This window comes from Shewanella rhizosphaerae (genome assembly GCF_019457655.1).
GTDB lineage: Bacteria > Pseudomonadota > Gammaproteobacteria > Enterobacterales > Shewanellaceae > Shewanella > Shewanella loihica.
Genome location: NZ_CP080420.1, coordinates 1463264 through 1483620, shown reverse-complemented (window position 1 = coordinate 1483620; position 20357 = coordinate 1463264). Strand labels below are relative to the sequence as shown.

The following is a 20357-nucleotide window of genomic DNA, read 5'->3' as shown; positions in this document are numbered from 1 at the left end:
CATGATAAAAGCCTTAGTCGAAAATGGTCGTCTGGCCAGCCTGGTGATCGCCCTGCTGATCGTCGCCGGCCTTGGCGCCATCACCAGCCTGCCCCGCATGGAAGATCCCAGTATCACCAACCGCTTCGCCTCTGTGGTGACCCATTATCCGGGCGCCTCGGCGGAGCGGGTCGAAGCCCTAGTCACCGAGGTGCTGGAAAACCAGCTCAGACGCCTGGAAGAGCTGAAACTGGTGCAGTCCACTTCACGCCCTGGGATCTCCGTCATCCAGCTAGAGCTGAAAGACAGGATCACAGAGACAGACCCCGTCTGGTCAAGGGCCAGGGACCTCATCAACGATGCCAAGAACCTGCTCCCCCCCGCGGCGCAAAATGCCCTGCTAGATGATCAGCTGGGCTATGCCAACACCGCCATTCTGGGTCTGGTGTGGCAAGGCGCGGGCGAGCCGCGCCAGGATATCCTTAACCGCTACGCCAAGGAGCTACAGAGTCAGCTCAGGCTGATCCCGGGCACAGACTTCGTAAAACTCTATGGCGCCCCCACCGAAGAGATCCTGGTGCAGATCGACGCCCAGAACGTCAACCGCATCGGCCTCAGCGCCGCCGCCATCGCCCAGATCCTGGCTAATGCCGATACTAAAGTCTCGGCAGGCGAGATCACCAACGACGCCTTTCGCGCCCTGGTGGAGGTCTCCGGCGAGCTGGATTCAGTCACCCGCATCAGACAGGTGCCGCTCAAAGTGGATGAAAACGGTCAGATCATACGCCTGGGAGAGGTCGCCAGCGTGCAGCGCCAGCCCAAGACCCCCGCCGCCAGCATCGCCCTCATAGAGCAGGCCCAGGGGATCATGGTATCGGCGCGTATGCTCAACAACACCCGGGTCGACCTCTGGCTGCAGCAGGTGCATCGCGTGGTCGAGAAAGTGCAAGGGGATCTCTCCTCCAACGTGGAGATCCAGTGGCTGTTCGATCAAGAAGGCTATACCACCACCCGCCTGAGCGACCTTATCGCCAGCCTGCTGCTGGGTTTCATCATCATCCTGGTGGTGCTCATGTTGACTCTGGGGCTGCGCAACGCGGTGATCGTCTCCCTGTCGCTGCCGCTGACTGCCCTCTTCACCCTGGCCTGCATGAAATATGTCGGCCTGCCGATTCATCAGATGTCAGTGACCGGCTTAGTGGTAGCGCTGGGGATCATGGTGGATAACGCCATCGTCATTGTCGATGCCATCGCCCAGCGTCGCCGCCAGGGGCTGGATCGCCTCAGCGCCGTCGGCGAGACCCTCAAACACCTCTGGTTGCCACTGGCGGGTTCTACCATCACCACCATGCTGGCCTTCACCCCGATCATCCTCATGCCGGGGGCCGCGGGAGAATTTGTCGGCGGTATCGCTATCTCGGTGATCTTCGCCCTGCTAGGCTCCTACCTCATCTCCCATACGCTGATCGCCGGTTTCGCGGGCCGCTTCGGCGCCGAGGGCGATGCTACGCACTGGTATCAGCGTGGGGTCAACTTCCCCATCATCGCCCGCGCCTTTAGCGGCACCCTGCATATCGCCCTCAAGCGCCCCCTACTGGCCGGCGTGGTGATAGGCATATTGCCCATAAGCGGCTTCATTGCCTCAGGGCAGATGACGGAGCAATTCTTCCCGCCGTCAGACAGGGACATGTTCCAGATAGAGGTGCACCTGGCGCCCCAGTCCAGTATCGAAAACACTCGCGCCCTGGTGGAGCGTATCGATGCCAAGCTCAGGGCCACCGGCGAGATGCAGAGGCTCGACTGGGTGATTGGCGGCAATGCGCCTTCCTTCTACTACAACCTTCTGCAGCGTCAGCAAGGGGCGGCCAACTATGCCCAGGCGATGATCAAGGTTGCCGACTTCGAGCGCGCCAACCAGCTGATCCCAAGATTGCAGACACAGCTCGACACCGAGTTCCCCGAGGCGCAGATCCTGGTGCGTAAGCTAGAGCAGGGCCCGCCGTTCAATGCCCCCGTGGAGCTACGCATCTACGGCCACAACTTAGATACTTTAAGGGAGATTGGCGATGAGGTGCGGCGTATTCTGATCACCACAGATCACGTGCTGCACACCCGCGCCACCCTGAGCGCTGGCGCGCCTAAGGTATGGTTTCAGGTAAACGAAGATGCCAGCAAGATGAGCGGCCTGAGCCTGACGGATATCGCCAACCAGATCCAGATGGCCACTACCGGCATCAACGGCGGCAGCATACTGGAACAGACAGAATCCCTGCCGATCCGGGTACGCACCCAAGATCTGATGCGCGAGCAGCAGACCGAGCTGTCACAGATCAATCTGCTGTCAAGCAACGGCGTCGGCATCCCGCTCTCGGCACTGGCCAGCAGCCGTATCGACGTCAGCCTGGGCGCCATCCCCAGACGTGACGGCCAGCGGGTCAACACTATAGAGGCCTACCTGGAGAGCGATGTGCTGCCCCAACAGGTGCTCAATCAGGCCAAGACGCGCATCGACGCCCTCACCCTGCCCGCCGGTTATCGCATCGAGGTGGGCGGCGAGAGCGCCAAGCGTAACGAGGCCGTGGGTAACCTGTTGTCCAACATCGTCTTGGTGATCACCCTGCTGCTGGCGACCGTGGTGCTGTCGTTCAACTCCTTCCGCCTCACCGGCATCATACTGCTGAGCGCAGTGCAGTCGGCAGGACTTGGCCTACTCGCCGTCTACCTGTTTAGCTATCCCTTCGGTTTTACGGTGATCATCGGCCTGCTGGGCCTGATGGGCCTAGCGATCAACGCCGCCATCGTCATACTGGCGGAGCTTGAGGATATGCCAGATAAGCGTGAGGCGGGCATCCCAGCCATAGTGGCAGTGGTCAGCAGCTGCGGCCGCCACATAGGCTCAACCACCATCACCACCATAGGCGGCTTCCTGCCGCTTATCATCGCAGGTGGCGGCTTCTGGCCACCGTTTGCCATCGCCATCGCTGGCGGCACGGCGCTCACCACCCTGTTGTCACTGGTCTGGGTGCCGACCATGTACCAGCTGCTGATGACCAAGCGCCAGACGGCGCCCGTGCCCGCACTGCAGCCCAGCTAGAAAGCAGCCTTATCAGCTCGCTAATCACAAGATGCACTGGCTCGCCCGCCCAGGGTGATCCAGTGCATATTTAGACTAATTGCCGAGGCTTGGGGCAATTTTTCCTTTACCGAAATAGACCTGCGTCAAAACAATCTCGCACCACCTTAGTTACATTAGCGAAAGTCTAACCACAAGGTGGATTACCATAATGAACTATAAAAACTGGCCTATCGCCAAACAGATAGGCGCCCTTGCCCTGATCCTCACCGTCGTCGTATTTGCCATTCTCAGCAGCGTCTCCTACATCACAGCCGCCAACGTGCTGGAAGATAAAGGTAAGACGGCCGTAAAAGCGCAGATGCACAGCACCGCCGACCTGATTGAACTCGAATACAACAGCCTGCTGTCTCTCGCCAGACGCAACGCCGATGTGCTCAGAGCCATGTACCCAGGTCAATTCTTCAAGCCTGATAAGACCGTTATGGTCATGGGGAAACCTACCCCGGCGCTGGTACACGAGCGCGAACAGATCAATGCCTCCAAGAGTAAGGTGGATCGCTACTCCAACCTCACCGGCGGTAACGCCACCGTCTTCGTACGCGACGGCGACGACTTTATCCGCATCTCCACCTCGCTGAAAAAAGCCGACGGCAAACGCGCCCTGGGCACCTACCTGGGAAAGAAGCACCCAGGCTACGGCGCGCTGATGGCGGGCAAAGAGTATGAAGGCTACGCCAGACTGTTCGGCAAAGACTATATGACAGTCTATCGCCCCATAACGGGCCCACAGGGCGACATCATTGGCATACTCTATATCGGCTTCGATATCTCAGAGGCGCTGACCGAGCTGCAACGCTCCATGAACCAGCTCAAGCTGGAGGAGTCGGGTTTCTTCACCCTAATCCGCAACGTGGACAACGCCATCATCGCCCAGCCCAACCAAGAGTCGGGCACCATACTGACCGAGGCGATACTCGACGGCCTCTCTCTTGACGCGGCCAAACGCGGCGGCCAGGAGAGCGAATACCTCAATGGCAACAAGGAGCCCATGTACGCCTACGCCGTCACCATTCCCGGCTGGCAATGGACCCTGCTGGGTCAGGCCAAGAAGCGTGAGCTGAACGAAGAGAGCTTGAAACTGCTGAGCATCAATGCCGGCGTCGCCGCCGTAGGCGTGCTGCTGATCACCCTGCTGCTCTCCATGGTGCTGATTAAGACACTGCGCCCGCTGCGTCACCTGCAGCACCAGCTTACCGAGCTCGGCAAGGGTGACCTGACTCAAGAGTTCGACCAGGTCAGCCCAGACACAGACAACGAGGTCGACAGAATCACCCACGCCGCCCGCCAGATGGCACTGAGCCTGCGCGAACTGGTCGGCGCCCTGCGCGCCTCGGTCAACACGCTTGAGGAGCAGGCCAGCAGCGCCCAGGAAGTGGCCAGACTCAACGGCGAAGAGGCCCAGCAGCTGATGGCGCAGACCGACCAGATCGCCACCGCCATCGAAGAGATGTCCACCTCGGTACGCGACGTGGCCAACCACGCCAGCGAAGGTGCCAGCCAGAGCCAGCAGGTCGACAACGCCTCCCGCGATGGCCACCAGCAGCTCGCTCAGCTGGTGCAGGGCCTAGGCAAACTCAGCGAGCAGCTAGATGCCAGCCATATGAGCGTCGAGAATGTCAGCAAGGAGAGTGAGGCGATAAGCCAGGTCACCGAGGTGATCAACAGCATCGCCGAGCAGACCAACCTGCTGGCGCTCAACGCCGCCATCGAGGCCGCCCGCGCCGGTGAACAGGGCCGCGGTTTCGCCGTGGTGGCCGACGAGGTAAGAACTCTGGCCCAGCGCACTCAGACCTCGATCTCAGAGATCAGCCAGACCATCACTCAACTGCAGCAGCAGATCAAGCTCACCGCCGAGCAGATGGGCCAGAGCCACCAGCTGGGCACCGCCTCCGCCGCCCAGGGACAGGAGGCCGCGACTAACCTCAACCAGATCACCATCAGTATCGGGGAGCTGGCCATAGCGTCGAGCAGCATCGCCAGCGCCACCGAGCAACAGAGCGCCGTGGCCGACGAGATCACCCGCAACCTGCATGAGATCACTGAGCTCGCCCGCGACGGCGAACAGCGCGCCGGCGACACAGTCGACGCCGCCCAAAACCTCTCCCACATCGCCGCCGAGATCAAACAGAAGATCAGCGTGTTTAAGTCATAAGCTCTGCTTAACCGCTCATCTCAACGAAAAAAGCCGCTATCAAGCGGCTTTTTTATGTCTGTTAGGCTCAGCCATTTCGGCTATCTACAATTGGGCAGAAGTTAACTTCCGTAAAATTTTGAGAGCAAAAGCTATCTAACATTCGGCCAAATTCAGTATTGGCAATGCAAACCGTAACCATGGCTTTATGGTGCATCAATTGCCTGCCGCAGGCCTTATGTGCAAACACATTTGTGACACGCTGCAAGCACTTCCTTGTGAGCTCTACCTCGGCATCCATGCCTCGGAAGGTCACAAATGTGTTTACACCAGTATCTATCGTCTCTTCGATTTAACGTTATTGCACTGCCTAGCTTTAAAAACATTCTTGGAAATTTTCGAGTTAAAGCCTCAACTCTAACCTGTCAGTTTCGGATAAAAATTTCTATGGGATAACGCCGAGTTCAGCGGCTTGTCCGCTGCAATCCTTTGTTAGAAATCACGAGTTAAATGCTTTAGTGATATTTGAAAACAAAGGCTTAAACTCTTTTAGTTCAGAAGAAGAAATGTTTTTTGTCTTTTTAAACTCTTCGAGTAATTTATTTTTAAGCTCATTTTTAGCCGACTTCCTAGCCTGGGTATCTGTTGATGTCAATTTCATTACAATGTCAGTATTCTTTCCATAAACACTGCCAAGCACGGCTTGAGGTAAAAGCCCTTCGATACAGTCTTTACCTGCCTCATTCAACCCCACAGCCATATGATCATTTTCATTTTCCAAACTAAGCTGACTCATAATCTTTTGCAACTCATTTTTTGCGTCTAGATCGTATGTAATGTAAACACGGTTAAATTTTTCAATAACGAACTTCAGCATGATCGAGTTTTTTAGAGCATCCTTTCCACCATACGCAATAACCTCAACACCTTCCGGTATGGAAAAGCCTTTAATTCCTAATGATGAAATAAACTCTAGATATTCTTTATCTATTGGACCTTCAACTAATATCGCGTTGTCTCTTGATGCCTTTACGACATCACCCCATGGTTCAACAGACTCATGATTCAACCCTAATATTTCACCAAATGGCTCCATCCACTTATCGCATGAAACATCGACAACAACAGTTTCTTTTAATCTTTGTCTGAATAATTTTCTGTCGAGAAGCACGTTAGATTCGGGTTGCTCTTGACAAAGCATGTATGGGCTATGAGTTGTTATGATTATTTGTATCTCAAGTTCTCTTGAAAGCCCCCTAATTACTCTTCCAAACTCGGCTTGAGCAGAAGGATGAAGAAAACTTTCAGGCTCCTCTATGATAATAATTGGCGTGATTCTATTCTCATCGTTTATTTGTTGCTTAACTCGACTAGCGGAGAGGATAGACATCATAATTTGAGTTCGATTTTGAGTTCCTGCCCCCCAATCATCTAAAGGTACTTCCAAGCCTTTATCTTTTAGGTTTATTCCTAAAGGAATTGAGTTCCTGAAGAGTCCTTCGAAAACGGTTAGCTCGACTTCATATTTTTCTTCTAGTTTACCTAGAAGCCCAGACAATTCACCTCTATGCTCTGAAGCAAATTTCTTTACTTTTTTCCTAATTCTTTCTTGCTCTTTATTTAACTCTTCTTTCTCATCTTTTGAGAGCATCATCTCATGGAAACTTCTAGCTCCTGAGGGGTGGTAGATTTTATTACCCCCACCTGTTGAATTGTGGAGAAATACAATATTCGATGAAGATAACCTCTGATATATCTCACCCGTTTCATATTTTTCTAGTTCATTCCCGTTAACTAGTATGGATATTTCCTTTTCGTCTTTCTCTTTAATTTTTACTTTCACATCCAGCGTAAAATTATCATCTAGATCTTCTATTTCAGCGATCTTTTTAACGAAGCTATAAAGTCCTGGATCTGCTTCTCTAGAAGCGGTAATGAAATAGTTAAACTCTATTGCCACACCGCTGTTTGCCCATTGAGTTTTAGAAGTTATGTAAGATAAAGAATCTTCATCATCAAAAAACGAAAACTCCCTTTCTTTCCCTTTAAAAAGAGACCGAATACACTTAATAACAGATGTTTTACCAGCATTATTTTTACCGCTAATAGAAGCAAAGTACCCATCAAAGTTTAAAGTCACATTTTCAAGTGTTCTGAAATTTTTAATCTCTAATTTTTCGATCTTCATTAAATCTGTACTTCCTGATGTGTGGGATTTCGAAAATTTTATTATTGCGCATACGCGTTTTCAAACCTATTAATAAATAGGGTCAGAGTTAACTTTTTGAGGGAGTTGATTGGGGCATATTGATTGGCTTTATCGTTCCCTGAATGGCGTCGTCGATGTTTGATTCGAGTTGGCCTAACTCTGTCCTTGATCGGTGACACTTTAATCTATCTTGTAGTAAGCATTCAACATGTCACTTCACATTTAAATGCGCTTTTTCTCTAAAAATAATAACTTGTATCAGTGACAAACAAATGAAGTTAAATCGAAGAGACGTTTAGATGCCAGTGTAAACACGTTTTTGGCCCTCGGCGGCATGGACGCCGCCGTGGAGCGTATAGGGATATATTCACAGCATGCCAAAAACGTGTTTGCACATACCCCCGCCGGGCAGGCGTTAGGTTGCCATGAAGGTGCGACCCTCAAGTCCATAGCAAATACCAATACTGGTAGACGTAACGACCTTTAAGGGCTCTTAGCCCCCTTCGCCGCTAGCCCGTGCGCCCCAAACACGGGCAATAAAAAACCCCGCATTCTCATACGGGGTTTCTCACTTCAGAATTCATGGCTTAATCTTTAAGCTCTGAATCCCTATCCATGTTCTCAGTATTCTCTAACCACAAGGCGTTAATGATACCGAAAGAACACGCCAGCAAAATGCCTAATATCCAAGCAAAATACCACATAGTGTCGGCTCCTGTTAGTAAAGTGACGTCTTGTTGTCTTCGATGTAGCTACGGCTCAAGCGACCAAACATCTTGAAGTAAGTCCAGATGGTGTAGCTTAGCACGATAGGCACGAATATCGCGGCCGCCCAGGTCATCACAGTCAGTGTCATATGACTCGCAGTGGCATCCCACATGGTCAGGCTCACGTTTGGCTCAAGTGATGATGGCATCACGAATGGGAACATGGCCGCACCACAAGTAAGAATCACCATAGCCACCGCCAGCGAGCTGAACAGGAAGGCGAAACCAGAGCGGTTGAAACGACTCGCCAGCAGCGCCAGTACAGGCATGGCAATCCCCAAGATTGGGAACAGCATGGTCACTGGATACTTGTCGTAGTTGGCAAGCCAGGCACCCGCCTCTACCGCAACCGTCTTAAGGGCTGGGTTAGATGCGCCGTGGGTGTCGATAGTCGAGGTTACAACATAACCGTCGATACCATTGGCCAGCCATACACCGGCCAGGGTGAAGAGCACAGCAACCAGGGCCGCAGCCACCTGGGTCGCCGTCGCCGCACGTACGCGCAGCTCGCCTTCTGTCTTCATCTGTAGCCAAGAGGCACCCTGCATGATGATCATCGACACGCTCACCAGACCGGCCAGCAGGCCAAATGGGTTCAGCAGGCCAAACAGACCACCGTGGTAGGTTGCGCGCAGGTACTCGTCGAAGTTAAACGGTACACCTTGCAGCAAGTTACCAAAGGCAACGCCTATGATGAGCGGCGGTACGAAGCCACCGACAAACAGCGCCCAGTCCCAAGCCTTACGCCATCTTGGATCTTCGATCTTAGAGCGGTAATCGAAGCCCACGGGACGCAGGAACAGGGCAAACAGCACCAACATCATGGCCACATAGAAGCCAGAGAAAGAGACAGCATATACCATAGGCCAGGCGGCAAACAGGGCGCCACCGGCTGTGATTAACCATACCTGGTTGCCGTCCCAGTGGGGAGCAATCGAGTTGATCATAATACGGCGCTCGGTATCGTCCTTACCTATGATAGGCAGCAAGGCACCCACGCCCATGTCGAAACCGTCGGTGACGGCGAATCCGATGAACAGCACACCAATCAGCGCCCACCAGACAAATCTTAATATTTCATAATCAAACATAATGAGATCTCCGGTTTAAGCTTCTAGGTTTTCAAAGTGATAACGGCCCGTCTTGAGACTGCTAGGTCCCTTACGTGCGAACTTAATCATCAAGAACAGCTCAATCACCAGCAGGACCGTATAGAAGAGCGTGATAGAGATGATACTGAACCAGAGATCCGCAGCCGTTAGGCTAGACGCCGACATGAAGGTTGGCAGCACCTCAGAGATGGTCCAAGGCTGACGACCGTACTCGGCCACGAACCAACCACACTCGATGGCGATCCAAGGCAGTGGCAGGCTGTATAGCGCCGCCTTAAGTACCCAAGGCTTCTCTTCGATCTGATGACGTGTGCTCTGCCAGAAGGCCGCCGCAAACACGAACAGCATGATTACGCCCAGGCCAACCATCACACGGAAGCTCCAGAACATAGGCGCAACCGATGGGATAGAGTCTTTGGCCGCGGCCTTGATCTGCTCTTCTGTCGCATCGACCACATTGTCTGTGTAACGCTTCAGCAGCAGGCCATAACCCAGGTCGACTTTTGCCTCTTCGAAGGCGGCACGCAGCTCAGGGGTTTCCTTGCCGGCGCGCAGCTCGGTCAACATGGCATAAGCCTTCATACCGTTGCGAATACGCTCCTCGTGCTCGACGATAAGGTCGCGGATACCGGTAACCTCTTCATCGATAGAACGGGTGGCGATGATACCCATGGCATATGGGATCTTGATGGCGTAATCGGTGTGCATGGTTTCCTGATTCGGGAAACCCACAGCGGTAAAGGCTGCTGGTGCAGGTTCTGTGTGCCATTCGGCTTCGATGGCCGCAAGCTTAACGCGCTGGGCCTCACCCACCTTATAGCCTGACTCGTCACCCAGTACGATGACCGACAGGATAGACGCCATACCGAAGCTTGCCGCGATGGCAAATGAGCGACGGGCAAACGGCAAGTCACGCTTCTTTAGGATGTAGTAAGAACTGATGGCCAGAACAAACATGGCGCCGGCCACATAGCCAGAAGCCACGGTATGAACAAACTTCACCTGCGCAACCGGGTTGAACAGGACTTCGGCGAAGCTGGTCATCTCCATACGCATGGTTTCATAGTTGAATACACTACCGACTGGGTTCTGCATCCAGCCATTGGCAACCAGGATCCACAGAGCCGACATGTTCGAGCCCAGGGCCACCAACCAGGTCACCGCCAGGTGTTGACGCTTACTGAATCTGTCCCAACCGAAGAAGAACATACCCACCAGGGTAGATTCGAGGAAGAAGGCCATCAAGCCTTCGATAGCCAGTGGCGCACCGAAGATGTCACCCACATAGTGAGAATAGTATGACCAGTTAGTCCCGAACTGGAACTCCATCGCCAGACCTGTGGTTACGCCCAGGGCGAAGTTAATACCAAAAAGCTTACCCCAGAACTTGGTCATATCTTTATAGATCTGCTTATTGGTCATCACATAGAGTGATTCCATAATGGCCAGCAAGAACGCCAGCCCCAAGGTCAAAGGTACAAACAGGAAGTGATACATAGCTGTCAGCGCAAACTGTAAGCGCGAGAGCTCTACAACCTCTTCAACAATCATCAGTGACTCCTTAGGTGGTGCGATCATTCTTCAAGGTTAGATCCCCATCAACCCGGAAAAATGCCTATTTAGGAATTTTATTATTCAAGTAATTTGTCAGACCCGAGTCTCACAAACCGCCAAATTTTAACTTTTAGCCTCGCTCAAGCGTCGCTGACGCTCAAAAAGGCCTCTCACCCCAGCTTTTTGAGAGGCGGCTCACAAAACCTTTTGGTTTTTAAGCCCCCGTCGCAAAAAACGGCCGAGAAAATCAATTTAAATTATTTTTTTCAAAAACTTACAACAAGGCATATCAAACGTACCCTAAGCATTTTATACCATTCAAAATTGATTCAAATCAATCAAACACGGCGCGGATAGTGGGTTTTGCGGACGGCGCCACACTTCACCCGGCAACACGCTTGCCAAAACATTGCAAACGTGATAGGGAGCCATTAAATTTTGATAAAAAGGCTACTTTTAGCAAATTTCAGCCCACATCATACAAAACGCAATATTTAACAAGATTTAACAATTTATGAGTCAATATATATAACCCAAAACAATCACACAACGAACACCTTAAGGAAATAAAATCAAGTAATTATATAAATTCAAACATAGATACCATTCAAAACGAAACCTTTATAGATTAAAAATACTAATGCGAACTTGCAATTTTAATCGTTTGTTCCCTATGCGACATTTGCTTACTATATGCCTGTGTTAAGGAGACGGCTCAATCAACCCGGTGAAGTTGCCCGGCAAGCCACACTCCGCTCACATCATTAATCACTGTGTGGAGAATCCGTTATGAAAAACCTATTTGATCGTCTAGTTAACAGCTACAAGCGCACTTTTGTTGAACTCTATACTGCAAGAGAGCTGTAAATAGCACCTTAACCCGCAATTGCTTGAAGTTTTGTTAGCGCAAAACGGCCACCGTTTTCTCCTCGAAGACGGTGGCTTTTTACTTTCTAACGACTTGGTTTAGATGATTTTAGATTAGTTTAGCAGACGCTAAATAAATAATGTCGCCTTTTAGCGATTTTCCGGGCAGATCCCATTAAGCGTGATTTGCGCGAATTAAAGGAAAAAACCATCGATACCCCTACTTTATGGCTGTTTAGCAGTTCAGAATGTAATAAAGTAAGGCTAAGTGCATGTATCTGTGTGGGTTTAAACTAACTCTTTATGGGTATAAAAAAAGGGCCTCGAATTTTCGAGGCCCTTTTTGCATCAATTAAACCGCTAAGCTTAGGTTAACCTAATTTAGCGCGAACGTTTCTGAACATTCTCATCCATGGGCTATCTTCGCCCCACTCGTCAGGATGCCAAGAGTTCGCCACGGTTCTAAACACACGCTCTGGGTGCGGCATCATGATGGTGACGCGACCGTCTGTGCTACAGATACCGGTTAAGGCGTTTGGCGAGCCGTTAGGGTTCTCTGGGTATTGCGTCGCTACCTGGCCATGGCCATCGACGAAGCGCAGCGCGATAGTGCCAGACGCCTCTGCGGCGGCCAATGCCTCAGGCGATGCGAACTCGGCGCGCCCCTCACCGTGAGACACGGCGATCGGCATGCGTGAGCCTTCCATGCCTTCGAAGAAGAAGGATGGACTCTTCTGCACTTCCACCAGGCTGAAACGCGCCTCGAAACGCTCGGAGCGGTTACGCACGAAGTGTGGCCAATGCTCGGTACCCGGAATGATATCTTTGAGGTTAGAGAGCATCTGACAACCGTTACATACCCCGAGGGCGAAGCTGTCGTTACGCTCGAAGAAGCGGCTGAACTCTTCGCGGGCACGGCCGTTGAACAGAATCGACTTGGCCCAACCTTCACCGGCGCCCAGTACGTCACCGTAAGAGAAGCCACCACAGGCCGCCAGGCCCTGGAACTCTTCCAGGCTGATACGGCCCGAGAGGATGTCAGACATGTGAACGTCGCGGCTCTCGAAGCCGGCGCGGTCGAAGGCGGCGGCCATCTCGAGATGAGAGTTCACTCCCTGCTCACGCAGGATAGCCATCTTAGGCGCTGTGCCCTTGAGGATATAAGGCGCGGCGATATCTTCGCTCGGGTCGAATTTGAGATCCACGGTCAAGCCTGGGGCATCTGCCACCTGCTTGAGCTTGAACTCTTCCTCTGCACACTCAGGGTTGTCACGCATCGCCTGCATGCGATAGGTGGTCTCGGCCCAGATGGTACGCAGCTCGGTGCGTGATTCGGCCAATACCTCGGCCCCTGCATCGCGGATAATGATGCTGTCGCCAGCCACTGGCTTGGCAACCACATGGCAAGCCACACCGGCCGCCTGGTACTGCGCCTTGATAGCCTGGCTATCGGCTGCGCGCACCTGGATCACGGCGCCCAGCTCTTCGTTGAACAGACGCTCTAAATGAGTGCCCGTCAGCGCGCTGAGATCCACATCCAGACCCGTGTTGCCGGCGAACGCCATCTCAACCAGCGTCGTAAATAGACCACCGTCGCTACGGTCGTGATAGGCTAGCAGTGCCTTATCGGCCACCAGCGCCTGAGTCACCTCGAAGAAGCCGCGCAGCAATGCCGCATCGGCTAAGTCTGGTGCCTTATCGCCCAGCTGACCAAATACCTGCGCCAGACATGAACCACCTAGACGACGCTCGCCCTGGCTAAGGTCCACCAGCAGCAGCTCGGTATCACCCTTGTCGCTTCTCAGCTCTGGGGTTACCGTCTTACGAATATCTTGCACCGCACCGAAGGCTGTGATCACCAGCGACATAGGCGAGGTAACCGTCTTATCTTCACCGCCATCTTGCCAGGCGGTCTTCATCGACATCGAGTCTTTACCCACTGGGATGGTGAGATCCAGCTCAGGACACAGCTCTTCGCCCACGGCCTTGACCGCCTCGTACAGGCCTGCGTCTTCACCCGGGTGACCCGCGGCAGACATCCAGTTGGCTGACAGCTTAATACGCTTAAGTGAACCAATATCACTTCCGGCGATGTTCATGATAGATTCGGCTACCGCCATGCGCGCCGAGGCGCCAAAGTCCAGCAGTGCCAGCGGCGTGCGCTCGCCCATGGACATGGCTTCACCGCTGTAAGAATCAAAACTTGATGCGGTCACGGCGCAGTCGGCCACAGGCACCTGCCAAGGACCGACCATCTGGTCGCGATTCACCAGACCAGTAACCGTACGGTCACCGATAGTGATCAGGAAGGTCTTCTCGGCAACGGTTGGCAGACGCAGTACGCGGCGCACCGCATCTTTCAGCTCTATGGTCTCTTGTGCCAGCGCAGGCGAATCCGCCTTTTGCGATACCACATCACGGCTCATCTTAGGCGCCTTGCCTAGAAGAACCTCTAGCGGCAGATCGATAGGCTTGTTGTCGAAGTGTTCATCCGACAGGGTCAGGTGACGCTCCTCAGTCGCCTCACCCACCACGGCAAATGGCGCGCGCTCACGCTCACAGATGGCGGTGAATAGCTCCAGGTTTTCCGGCGCCACAGAAAGCACATAACGCTCCTGCGACTCGTTACACCAGATCTCCAGCGGGCTCATGCCCGGCTCGTCCGATGGCACGTTGCGCAGCTCGAAACGGCCGCCGCGTCCACCGTCGTCCACCAGCTCAGGGAAGGCGTTTGACAGACCGCCAGCGCCCACGTCGTGGATAAATTGAATCGGGTTGGCTTCGCCCATCTGCCAGCAGCGATCGATCACTTCCTGACAGCGACGCTCCATCTCTGGGTTGTCACGTTGTACCGAGGCAAAGTCGAGATCTTCACTCGATTGGCCTGAAGCCATTGAAGATGCCGCGCCGCCGCCCAGGCCGATGTTCATCGCAGGGCCACCCAGTACGATAAGCTTGGCGCCGACGGTGATCTCACCCTTCTGCACGTGCTCTTCACGGATATTACCCAGACCACCGGCAAGCATGATTGGCTTGTGATAGCCACGTACCTCGACGCCGTTGTGGCTCGAGACTTCCTGCTCATAGGTACGGAAGTAGCCCAGCAGTGCCGGACGACCAAATTCATTGTTAAAGGCCGCGCCACCCAGTGGACCTTCGGTCATGATATCCAGCGCGGTCACGATGCGATCTGGCTTACCATAATCGCCTTCCCATGGCTGTACGAAGCCTGGGATCTTAAGGTTTGATACGCTAAAGCCGGTGAGGCCAGCCTTTGGCTTAGAGCCACGACCGGTTGCGCCTTCGTCGCGGATCTCACCGCCAGAACCTGTGGCCGCACCCGGGTATGGGCTGATAGCCGTCGGGTGGTTGTGGGTCTCCACCTTCATCAGGATATGCATAGGCTCGGTATGATAGGCGTACACCCCGTTTGGCTCGGGGAAGAAACGACCGGCGACAGAACCTTCCATCACGGCGGCGTTATCTTTGTAGGCAGATAACACGTGATCTGGGGTCTTCTCGAAGGTGTTCTTGATCATCTTGAACAGCGACTTTGGCTGTACCTCGCCATCGATGGTCCAATCGGCGTTGAAGATCTTGTGACGGCAGTGCTCTGAGTTTGCCTGGGCAAACATCATCAACTCGACATCATTAGGGTTACGATTCAGACGCTGGAAGTTCTCTACCAGGTAGTCGATCTCATCCGGCGCCAGCGCCAGACCCAGTTTAACGTTAGCCGCTTCCAGTGCCGCCTTGCCTTCACCCAGCACATCGACGCTGGTAAAGACCGCAGGTTCGGTGCGGGCAAACAGGCTGCTCGCCTGCTCGAAATCTGGCAGAACCACTTCGACCATGCGGTCGTGCAGCAGGCCAAGCAGCTGCTTCTGCTGGGCGTCGTCCAGATTATCGGCCTGAACATAGTAGGCGATACCGCGCTCTAGGCGCTTGACCTTGTTCAGACCACAGTTATGAGCGATGTCGGTCGCTTTAGACGACCATGGAGAGATGGTGCCCGGACGCGGCGTTACGAAGTACAAGTTGCCTTGGGGCGCATGTGCTTCAATCGCAGGTCCATAGGTTAACAGTTTGGCTAGCTGCTGGGTTTCGCCAGCGTCCAACGCCTCTGTTAAATCGGCTAAATGAATGAACTCAGCATAGATATCTTGTACTGGAAGCGCCGCACTCTGACAGGCCTCCATTAGCTTTTGGACTCTAAACGCTGATAATGCAGGGGCTCCGCGGATGATCTCCATCACGTCTTTTCACCTTATTATTTATAATTGCAGGGTCAGATCTGGCGCTATTATAGGGAAATGTGGGGCACAAATCATCCGTAGCATGGCTTCAAAACAGCGTTTCCCTCGATTTATTATCACCATAGCGCGAAAACAGCTTTACGTAACAAAGAAACTGGCGCGGCGCCAAATTCATGCCCCATACTTAAGCTGGCAAAACGCTAAAATCATCCAACAAAAAACAACCAAACTCTGCCGACATAATCGCCATTATTGCCTTTGACCAGCTTGTGATATAATCATCGGCCGCGTTTTATAAAATGGATTAAAAAATAGTAACTTAATGAGAAGTTTCCTGCTGATTCTATTCTGTGTATCGCTACTGACTGGCTGTCAGGGCGAGCGCGTGGACGCAGCAAAAGCGGTTGAAACCCAGCCGAAAACCCAGCTCAACGTGGGCACCCTCTACGGCGCGCAGATCTATGTCACCACGGGTCAGGGCCTCGCCGGCTTTGACTATGAGATGGCCGAGCGTTTCGCCAAACATCAGGGGCTCACGCTCAACATGCAGCCCTACCCCACCATCAGCGATCTCTACCAGGCGATGCGAAATGGTGAGATAGACCTGATCGCCGCCGGGCTGGCCGACACCCAGAGCCGTCGTGAGCAGTTCAGGCTGGGGCCGCCGCTCTACTATGTTAATCAGGTGCTGGTCTACAAACAGGGCGCCAAGTACCCAACGGATGTGAGTCAGCTGGATGACAACATTACCGTGATCTCAGACTCCTCCTTTATAGAGACCCTGGCGGAGATGCAAAAACTCTACCCAGAGCTGGTTTGGGATCAACAGTGGGACAAGGACAGCGAAGAGCTGCTGGCGATGATCGCCCGCGACGAGATCAGCTACACCATAGCCGATTCGACCACCTTCGAGATCAACCGCCGCTACATGCCTGAGCTTAGGGCCGGTCCTGTGCTGCGTGAGGGACAGGCCGTGGTCTGGCTGCTGCCGCCCAATGGCAGCGATCAGCTGATGAGCGACCTGCTAAGCTTCTGGCACCAGGAAAAAAGAGCCGGCACCCTGGCCCACCTGAACGAGAAATATTTCGCCCATGTGAAGCGCTTCGACTATGTGGACACCCGCGCCTTCCTACGCGCCATAGATAGCCGGCTGCCCAAGTACCGCGACAACTTCGTCGAATATGCCGGCGATCTCGACTGGCGTAAGCTGGCGGCGACCGCCTATCAGGAGTCCCATTGGAACCCCAATGCCCGCTCGCCCACCGGCGTGCGCGGCATGATGATGCTCACCCTGCCCACCGCCAAGCAGATGGGGATCGACAACCGTCTCGACCCGGAGCAGAGCATCCGCGGCGGCGCCAAATACCTGAGCGACATTCTCAACCGCCTGCCTGAGTCGATTCCGGAGAATCAGCGCATGTGGTTTGCCCTGGCCTCCTACAACATAGGCTATGGCCATGTGGAAGATGCCCGCAAGCTGGCACAATCTATGGGGCTTAACCCCAGTGCCTGGCGAGATCTGAAGAAGGTATTGCCCCTGCTGCAGAAGCGTAAATACTACAAGCAGACCCGCTACGGCTATGCCCGCGGCAGCGAGGCGGTTCACTACGTGGATAACATCAGGCGTTACTACGACACCTTGGTATGGATTGACAATCAGAATCAACAACTACAAGATGAGGTGATGGAAGCGCAACAACAAACGGCCGAAAAACAATCACAAAGCGAGATTTCCGCCGCGCAGCCCAACTAGATATGACGCGGCCTGTGATTGTCTGGGTAACGGCCCTACGGAGGTTCATCATGAGAAAAAAAACCTTAAACAATCTGTCTTCACGGCGAAGAACCCTGCTTAAGATACGCCACCAGCACACCATCAACCGACAGAAGCAGTTCTTCACCTTCATCAAGCAAACTGGTAGCCTGAGTCCAATCGACTAATCAAGGCGACGCCAAACAAGCGAACAACTCATAAAAAAACAAGGGCCTAATGCCCTTGTTTTTTTTCTGCCATCTTAAGTGCCTTCTTCTCCTGACGCCGCCGGCGAAAGAAGGCGCTGAGCTGCTCACCGCAATCCTCGGCCAGCACCCCAGCGGTCACCTCGAGCTGATGATTAAAGGCGCTGCTGCGCACCAGATCCACCACGCTACCGGCCGCGCCCGTCTTGAGATCCGCCGCGCCAAACACCAATCGACCTATTCTGGCATGGACCATGGCGCCGGCGCACATGGCGCAGGGCTCTAGGGTCACGTAGAGGGTGGTATCCAGCAGACGATAGTTTTCCACCACCTGGCCCGCGGCGCGAATGCACTCCATCTCGGCGTGGGCACTGGCGTCATGGCGGCAGATGCTGAGGTTGTAGCCTGTCGCTATCACACTATCATCTTTCACCAACAGCGCGCCCACCGGCACCTCGCCCTGCAACTCGGCCTGGGCGGCCAGCGCCATGGCTTGGCGCATATAGGCTTCATCTTTTACCGCCTGCTCATCCAGGCAGGCTTGATTATCTATCAGCTTACTCATCTGCTCTCTATCGTTTCGGCCCTAAGGGCCGCTGCCTCGTCAGCGTTATCGGCTTACTCTTCTAGCTGGAACCTAATGCCACTGAAATAAAAAAGGGCATATCGCTATGCCCCCTTTCTATCTTTCAACGCATCTTATCCCGGGATTATTCCCACTCGATGGTTGCAGGTGGCTTACCTGAGATATCGTAAACCACACGAGAGATGCCGTCGATCTCATTGATGATGCGGTTTGAGACTCTGCCGAGGAAATCGTATGGCAGATGTGCCCAATGCGCCGTCATGAAGTCGATGGTTTCCACCGCACGCAGGGATACTACCCAGTCGTACTTACGGCCATCGCCCATCACGCCCACACTGCGAACCGGCAGGAAGACGGTAAAGGCCTGGCTCACCTTGTTGTACAGGTCGGCCTTGTGCAGCTCTTCGATGAAGATAGCATCGGCGCGGCGCAGCAGGTCACAGTACTCTTTCTTCACTTCGCCCAGTACACGTACCCCCAGGCCTGGGCCAGGGAATGGGTGACGGTAAAGCATGTTATACGGCAGACCCAGCTCCAGACCTATCTTACGCACTTCATCCTTAAACAGCTCGCGTAGCGGCTCGACCAGACCCAGCTCCATATCATCAGGCAGACCGCCAACGTTATGGTGTGACTTGATCACGTGAGCCTTACCGGTAGCACTGCCTGCAGACTCGATAACGTCTGGATAGATGGTGCCTTGGGCCAGCCACTTGGCGTTAACGCACTTGCGTGACTCTTCGTCGAAGATATCGACAAACACCTTACCGATGATCTTACGCTTGGCTTCTGGCTCGGCTTCACCTGCCAGCGCGTCGAGGAAACGTGATTCGGCGTCGACGTGAACGATATTCAGGCCGAAGTGGTCGCCGAACATCTCAAGTACCTGGTCGGCCTCGTTCAGACGCAGCAGACCGTTGTCTACAAATACACAGGTCAGCTTGCTGCCGATGGCGCGGTGTAGCAGCATGGCCACAACAGAGGAGTCCACACCACCTGACAGACCCAGGATAACCTCGTCATCGCCCACCTGCTCCTTGATACGAGCAACCGCATCTTCGATGATAGAAGAAGGTTTCCAGTTGGCCTCACACTGACAGATATCCAGTGCGAAATGCTCGAGCATACGCTTGCCCTGACGGGTGTGAGTCACTTCTGGGTGGAACTGAACGCCGTAGAAACGCTTCTCTTCGTTGGCCATTGCGGCGTAAGGACAGGTGTCTGTCTTAGCCACTGTCACGAAGCCTTCAGGGATCTCAGAAACCTTGTCACCATGGCTCATCCAGACGTCAAGCAGCGCCTTGCCGCTGTCGCTGACCGCATCTTCGATGCTCTTGAACAGTTCAGATGCTGCTTGAACTTCTACCTGGGCATAACCGAATTCACCTTCGCCTACGCCTTGGATCACCTTGCCGCCCAGCTGCTCTGACATGGTCTGCATGCCGTAGCAGATCCCGAGTAGTGGCACGCCGGCGTTAAACACATATTCAGGTGCACGAGGCGAGTTGTCGGCGGTGACGCTCTCAGGGCCACCGGCCAAGATGATGCCGTTAGGCGCAAAGGCTTTGATCTGCTCTTCAGACACATCCCAGGCCCAAAGCTCACAGTAGACACCGATCTCACGGATACGGCGGGCAATCAATTGCGTGTACTGAGATCCAAAATCGAGTATGAGGATCTTATGATCATGAATGTTACTCATGCTTTACCTTTTATCTTTCAGATTTTTCGCCAATGTCATTTATTAAGACCCGGCTTAAGAAAAGGCAGTGTATTTTTCAATGACACTGCCTGATTTCAA

11 protein-coding genes are annotated in these 20357 nt (G+C 53.6%); 4 read left to right on the top strand and 7 right to left on the bottom strand.

Features of this window, described 5'->3' with window-relative positions; translation table 11 throughout:
* Position 1 precedes the first annotated feature (1 nt).
* Together K0I63_RS06575 and K0I63_RS06570 are read left to right on the top strand one after the other, a co-directional pair.
* Positions 2-3073: an efflux RND transporter permease subunit gene (locus K0I63_RS06575; RefSeq protein ID WP_220082919.1), complete on the top strand. Its 3072-nt coding sequence runs from the start codon at positions 2-4 to the stop codon at positions 3071-3073.
* Between the two features lie 190 nt (positions 3074-3263).
* Positions 3264-5267, top strand: a complete 2004-nt coding sequence (locus K0I63_RS06570) for a methyl-accepting chemotaxis protein (RefSeq protein WP_220082918.1) — start codon at positions 3264-3266, stop codon at positions 5265-5267.
* A gap of 478 nt (positions 5268-5745) precedes the next feature.
* Here the strand turns inward: K0I63_RS06570 and K0I63_RS06565 are convergent, their stop codons facing one another.
* The 5 genes from K0I63_RS06565 to purL all read right to left on the bottom strand — a co-directional run bounded on the left by K0I63_RS06565 (position 5746) and on the right by purL (position 16008).
* Positions 5746-7434, bottom strand: a complete 1689-nt coding sequence (locus K0I63_RS06565; RefSeq protein WP_220082917.1) for an ATP-dependent nuclease — start codon at positions 7432-7434, stop codon at positions 5746-5748.
* Positions 7435-8042: 608 nt separating this feature from the next.
* On the bottom strand, positions 8043-8159 hold the full coding sequence (cydX, locus tag K0I63_RS06560; protein WP_011865106.1) for a cytochrome bd-I oxidase subunit CydX: 117 nt from the start codon (positions 8157-8159) through the stop codon (positions 8043-8045).
* 14 nt (positions 8160-8173) lie between these two features.
* The gene (gene cydB / locus K0I63_RS06555; protein ID WP_011865105.1) at positions 8174-9313 is read right to left on the bottom strand and encodes a cytochrome d ubiquinol oxidase subunit II; all 1140 of its coding nucleotides are present in this window, start codon (positions 9311-9313) and stop codon (positions 8174-8176) included.
* Between the two features lie 15 nt (positions 9314-9328).
* Positions 9329-10885, bottom strand: coding sequence for a cytochrome ubiquinol oxidase subunit I (locus K0I63_RS06550; protein WP_220073471.1), 1557 nt, complete (start codon positions 10883-10885; stop codon positions 9329-9331).
* 1241 nt (positions 10886-12126) lie between these two features.
* Positions 12127-16008 carry a phosphoribosylformylglycinamidine synthase gene (gene purL / locus K0I63_RS06545; protein ID WP_220083384.1) on the bottom strand — a complete coding sequence of 1294 codons (3882 nt, stop codon included), beginning with the start codon at positions 16006-16008 and terminating at the stop codon, positions 12127-12129.
* Positions 16009-16333: 325 nt separating this feature from the next.
* Here purL and mltF point away from each other — a divergent pair, with 325 nt between their 5' ends.
* Positions 16334-17764, top strand: coding sequence for a membrane-bound lytic murein transglycosylase MltF (mltF, locus tag K0I63_RS06540; protein WP_011865102.1), 1431 nt, complete (start codon positions 16334-16336; stop codon positions 17762-17764).
* A 50-nt stretch (positions 17765-17814) separates the two neighbouring features.
* Positions 17815-17952: a hypothetical protein gene (locus tag K0I63_RS06535; protein WP_190272411.1), complete on the top strand. Its 138-nt coding sequence runs from the start codon at positions 17815-17817 to the stop codon at positions 17950-17952.
* A 46-nt stretch (positions 17953-17998) separates the two neighbouring features.
* Here K0I63_RS06535 and tadA read toward each other — a convergent pair whose 3' ends face one another.
* Entirely contained in the window at positions 17999-18535 is a 537-nt protein-coding gene (tadA, locus tag K0I63_RS06530) for a tRNA adenosine(34) deaminase TadA (RefSeq protein WP_220082916.1), read from the bottom strand.
* A 145-nt stretch (positions 18536-18680) separates the two neighbouring features.
* Entirely contained in the window at positions 18681-20258 is a 1578-nt protein-coding gene (guaA, locus tag K0I63_RS06525; RefSeq protein ID WP_220082915.1) for a glutamine-hydrolyzing GMP synthase, read from the bottom strand.
* Positions 20259-20357 lie beyond the last annotated feature (99 nt).

Coding starts and splice junctions, on each gene's coding strand:
- K0I63_RS06575 (WP_220082919.1), top strand. CDS start 2: ATGATAAAAGCCTTAGTCGAAAATGGTCGTCTGGCCAGCCTGGTGATC.
- K0I63_RS06570 (WP_220082918.1), top strand. CDS start 3,264: ATGAACTATAAAAACTGGCCTATCGCCAAACAGATAGGCGCCCTTGCC.
- K0I63_RS06565 (WP_220082917.1), bottom strand. CDS start 7,434: ATGAAGATCGAAAAATTAGAGATTAAAAATTTCAGAACACTTGAAAAT.
- cydX (WP_011865106.1), bottom strand. CDS start 8,159: ATGTGGTATTTTGCTTGGATATTAGGCATTTTGCTGGCGTGTTCTTTC.
- cydB (WP_011865105.1), bottom strand. CDS start 9,313: ATGTTTGATTATGAAATATTAAGATTTGTCTGGTGGGCGCTGATTGGT.
- K0I63_RS06550 (WP_220073471.1), bottom strand. CDS start 10,885: ATGATTGTTGAAGAGGTTGTAGAGCTCTCGCGCTTACAGTTTGCGCTG.
- purL (WP_220083384.1), bottom strand. CDS start 16,008: ATGGAGATCATCCGCGGAGCCCCTGCATTATCAGCGTTTAGAGTCCAA.
- mltF (WP_011865102.1), top strand. CDS start 16,334: ATGAGAAGTTTCCTGCTGATTCTATTCTGTGTATCGCTACTGACTGGC.
- K0I63_RS06535 (WP_190272411.1), top strand. CDS start 17,815: ATGAGAAAAAAAACCTTAAACAATCTGTCTTCACGGCGAAGAACCCTG.
- tadA (WP_220082916.1), bottom strand. CDS start 18,535: ATGAGTAAGCTGATAGATAATCAAGCCTGCCTGGATGAGCAGGCGGTA.
- guaA (WP_220082915.1), bottom strand. CDS start 20,258: ATGAGTAACATTCATGATCATAAGATCCTCATACTCGATTTTGGATCT.